The 4564-nt window shown below is 60.3% G+C and carries 4 protein-coding genes; 2 read left to right on the plus strand and 2 right to left on the minus strand.

Features of this window, described 5'->3' with window-relative positions; all coding sequences use genetic code 11:
- Nucleotides 1–109 precede the first annotated feature (109 nt).
- Nucleotides 110–583, minus strand: a complete 474-nt coding sequence (locus OC445_RS12010; protein WP_003176072.1) for an Lrp/AsnC family transcriptional regulator — start codon at nucleotides 581–583, stop codon at nucleotides 110–112.
- Between the two features lie 144 nt (nucleotides 584–727).
- Here OC445_RS12010 and kynU point away from each other — a divergent pair, with 144 nt between their 5' ends.
- On the plus strand, nucleotides 728–1978 hold the full coding sequence (kynU, locus tag OC445_RS12015) for a kynureninase (RefSeq protein ID WP_198791558.1): 1251 nt from the start codon (nucleotides 728–730) through the stop codon (nucleotides 1976–1978).
- Nucleotides 1979–2110: 132 nt separating this feature from the next.
- Complete coding sequence (locus OC445_RS12020; RefSeq protein ID WP_034128766.1) at nucleotides 2111–3538, plus strand: amino acid permease; 1428 nt, start codon at nucleotides 2111–2113, stop codon at nucleotides 3536–3538.
- 15 nt (nucleotides 3539–3553) lie between these two features.
- Here the strand turns inward: OC445_RS12020 and OC445_RS12025 are convergent, their stop codons facing one another.
- Nucleotides 3554–4468, minus strand: coding sequence for a LysR substrate-binding domain-containing protein (locus OC445_RS12025; protein ID WP_089042344.1), 915 nt, complete (start codon nucleotides 4466–4468; stop codon nucleotides 3554–3556).
- Nucleotides 4469–4564: the final 96 nt, after the last annotated feature.

Below are 4564 nucleotides of genomic sequence, written 5' to 3' on the forward strand. Positions count from 1 at the left end.
CTCGACAGCGAAGCTGGAGCCGGCTTTTTGGGGGCGCTGCGCACCCCAGCGGGAGCAAGCTCCCTCGCCACAGCAAGCCAGCTCCCACATTGGTTTTTTGGTGATCTAGTTATTTGCGCACGACCAGGTCCAACACCTCATCCCGGTCTTTGATCTTCTGCAGCACTATCTCCGAGCGGATATCCATCACCCCCGCCGTGCGGTTCAGATGGTTCACGATAAAGTCCGAAAAGTGCTTGAGGTTGCGCGCCTGCACCCGCAGCACATAGTTGCTGGCGCCAGTGATCACATAGGCGCTCGCCACCTCTGGCCAGCCTTGCACCTTCTTGATGAACGTCTCATGCCAGTCCTCCACATCCTGGCGCAACGACAGGTGCACGATGGCTTCCAGCTCGATTCCCAGCTGTTCGGCGTTCAATACCGCGCGGTAACCGCTGATGATTCCCTCGCTCTCCAGCAGGCGCAAACGGCGCAGGCATGCAGACGGCGACAACGCGACTTTTTCCGCCAATTCCTGGTTGCTGATGCGGCCATCCTGTTGCAGGAAATGCAGGAGGCGCAGGTCGGTAGCGTCGAGAATCATGCTTGGAAGATATCCGCGTGTTTGGAGGTTAAATTCGAATTTTCTACAGCTTAAATAGACGTTTGCCCACCACTTTGCACGAAAATTCTCTAAAAGTTCGTTCATTATTTGGTCCATCCTCACTTATAAAAACCAGGACGACCCATGACCACTCGAAGCCATTGCCAAGCCCTCGACGCCCAGGACCCGTTGGCCCACCTGCGTGCCCAATTCGCCTTGCCCGAAGGCGTGATCTACCTCGATGGCAACTCCCTCGGCGCTCGCCCGGTGGCGGCGCTGGAGCGGGCACAACAGGTGATCGCCGAGGAGTGGGGCAATGGCTTGATTCGTAGCTGGAACAGCGCCGGCTGGGCGGATTTGTCCCTGCGCCTGGGCAATCGCCTGGCGCCATTGATCGGTGCGCGTGAGGGCGAGGTGGTGATCACCGATACCACCTCGATCAACCTGTTCAAAGTGCTCAGCGCCGCCTTGAGTGTGCAGCGCCAACGTACACCTGCGCGCAAGGTCATCGTCAGCGAAGCGAGTAACTTTCCCACCGACTTGTACATCGCCGAAGGCTTGGCCGAATTGCTGCAACAAGGCTATTCCCTGCGCCTGGTGAACAGCCCGGCCGAACTGCCCCAGGCCATTGATGCGGACGTGGCGGTGGTGATGCTCACCCACGTCAACTACAAGACCGGCTACATGTATGACATGGCGGCCCTGACCGCACTGAGCCACGAGTGCGGCGCGCTGAGCCTCTGGGACTTGGCGCATTCGGCGGGCGCGGTGCCTGTCGATCTGCACCACGCCGGCGCGGATTATGCGATTGGCTGCACCTACAAATACCTCAACGGCGGCCCGGGCTCCCAAGCGTTTGTGTGGGTCAACCCGGCGTTGGTGGATGTGGTGCGCCAGCCGTTGTCCGGGTGGTTCGGGCATACCCGGCAGTTCGCCATGGAGTCCACCTACGCCCCCAGCGCCGGCATTGCCCGCTACCTCTGCGGTACGCAGCCGATTACCTCGTTAGCCATGGTGGAATGTGGCCTGGAGATTTTTGCCCAGACCGACATGGTGCGCCTGCGGACTAAGTCCCTGGCCTTGACTGACCTGTTCATTGCGTTGGTCGAAAGTCGTTGCGCCGCCCACGGCCTGGAGCTGATCACCCCGCGTGAACACACCCGGCGCGGCAGCCACGTCAGCTTTGAACACCCCGAAGGTTACGCGGTGATCCAGGCCTTGATCGCCCGAGACGTGATCGGCGATTACCGTGAGCCGCGGATCATGCGTTTTGGTTTCACGCCGTTGTACACCAGCTTTACCGAAGTGTGGGACGCCGTGGAAATTCTCGGTGAAATTCTCGATAACGCTACGTGGGACCAAGCGCAATTCAAAGTGCGCAACAGCGTTACTTAAGGGCAACACAGATCAAATGTGGGAGCTGGCTTGCCTGCGATAGCGTCGGTGCATTCACTACCGTTATCGCAGGCAAGCCAGCTCCCACAGGTTCAGCGTCAGCCACTATCACAATAATAAAGGGGCACACCAGTGACCACGCCAGACAACGGCTTTGCAGAGATTACCCACCGTGAACTGGGCCTGAGGCGCCAGCTCACTTCCGGCCAGATGAGCATGATCGCCATCGGGGGCGCCATCGGCACCGGGCTGTTCATGGGCAGCGCCTACGCCATCGGTTATGCCGGGCCGAGCGTGCTGGTGAGCTACGCCATCGGCGCGTTGATTACCTTGCTGCTGATGGGCTGCCTGGCGGAGATGACGGTGGCCCATTCCACCTCCGGCTCCTTTGGCGCTTACGCCGAGTTCTACATCAGCCCGTTGGCCGGGTTCCTGGTGCGCTATGCCTACTGGGCGGCGATTGTGCTGGCGGTGGGGGCCGAGGTCACGGCGGTGGCGATGTACATGAAGTACTGGTTCGCCAACGTGCCGGAGTGGGTGTGGATCGTGTCGTTTTCCAGTGTGCTGATCCTGCTCAATGCGATCAGCGTGAAGACCTTCGGCAACTTCGAATACTGGTTCTCGACGATCAAGATCAGCGCCATTGTCGGTTTCATCATCCTGGCGGTGTATGTGGTGTTCGGCTCCGGTAACCCTGACTACGGGGTGCAGAACTACACGGCCCACGACGGCTTTTTCCCCCATGGCTTGAGTGGCATGTGGATCGCGGTGATCGTGTCGATCTTCAGCTACCTCAGTGTCGAGATGATCGCCGTGGCCGCCGGTGAAGCCGCCGACCCGGAGCAGGCAGTGAAGAAAGCCTTCCGCGCTACCATCGTGCGGCTGGTGGTGTTCTATCTGCTGACCCTGGCGCTGATGCTCGCCATCGTGCCGTGGAACCAGGCCGGCCAGGCCCAGAGCCCGTTTGTCACAGTGATGCAGACCATCGGCATTCCCGGTGCCACCGGGGTGATGAATTTCGTGATCCTGATCGCGGCGCTGTCGGCCATGAACAGTCAGCTCTACATCACCACGCGCATGATGTTCAGCCTGTCGCGCGCTGGTTTTGCGCCCAAGTCCATGGGCGCGCTGAGCAAGAACGGCATCCCGCTCAACGCATTGCTGCTGTCCAGTTCGGGCATTGCCCTGGCGACGTTGCTCAACGTGGTGTACCCGGAAAGCTCGTTCACCCTGATGATGGCGATCTCGATGTTTGGCGCAATCTTCACCTGGTTCATGATCTTCCTCACTCACCTGTTTTTCCGCCGCTATCGCAAGCGTCATGGCGGGGCGAAGTTGTCGTTCCAGTTGCGCCTGTTTCCCTACAGCACGTTGCTGGGGTTGGTGCTGATGGGGGCGGTGATGATCACCACCTATTTCACCGACGCCTTCAAGATGACGTTGGTGTTTGGCGTGCCGTTCCTGCTGATCTTGTCGGCGGTTTACTACACCTTCTTCCACAAACGCGCATCATCTGTAGGAGCGAGCTTGCTCGCGAAGAACCCGAGAGCGCCGCGTTAAACCTGATAGCTCGCGTTATCGTTGGCGATCTTCGCGAGCGAGCTCGCTCCTACAAGGGGGGGCGGTGAGCGCAGCGAGTAATGTGCTGACGTAACCGGGCAGTTGCTCGAACGAGCGTGCGCATAACAACAGTTTGCGGCAGGCCCATTCTTCTTGCAGGGGGTGGGCTTTGAAGCGCCGTGCAGGTGGCCAACGGTCCAAGGCGGCCTGAGGCACGATGCCCAGGCCCGCGCCGCCGGCGACCATGCGAATCACCCCATCAAAACCGTCGGCGCGAATGCGCGTCTGCAAGCGAAAGCCCGCGTGCAGTGCCTGTTCTTCCAGGTAAACCGCCAACGCGCTGTTGGCCGCCAGGCCCACGTAGTCGTATTGCAAGCTCTCGATAAAACTCGCGCTGGTCAACGGGTGGTCCAGGGGCATGATCAGCACCAGCGGGTCGTCGCGAAACGCCAGGGTCTGCAAGCCGTGGGTGTCTACCGCATCGGAAATAATCCCCAGCTCGGCGGTGCCCTGGCGCAAGGCGTGGGTGATGCGCAGGCTGGGCAATTCTTGCAGGTCGATATCGAGGTTGGGGTGCTCGCGCAAAAACTGAGCGAGCAGTTCAGGCAGGTACTCGCTTAGAGCGGTGGTATTGCACAGCAGGCGTACCTGGCCTTTGACGCCATTGGCGTATTCGGCCAGGTCTTGCTGCAGATGGTCGGCCTGCTGCAACAGCAGGCGAGCATGCCGCGCCAGGGCTTTGCCCGCGGGTGTCGGGGTCACGCCACGGCGGCCGCGCTCGAGAAACGCGATGCCCAGTGAAGACTCCATGGCTCGGATGCGTGCGCTGGCGGCAGCCAGGGACAGGTGGCTGCGGGCCGCGCCGGCGGTGATATTGCCGGTGTCCAGGATGTGCAGGTAGAGGCGCAGGTCGATGAGGTCAAAGTGCATTAAGTTTTCCAGTGACTGGAAGGGCCTCATCGCAGGCAAGTCAGCTCCCACACTTGAATGTATTCACAATTCCAAATGTGGGAGCTGGCTTGCCTG

The sequence above is a fragment of the Pseudomonas sp. Pse35 genome (assembly GCF_024519715.1).
GTDB lineage: Bacteria > Pseudomonadota > Gammaproteobacteria > Pseudomonadales > Pseudomonadaceae > Aquipseudomonas > Aquipseudomonas paracarnis.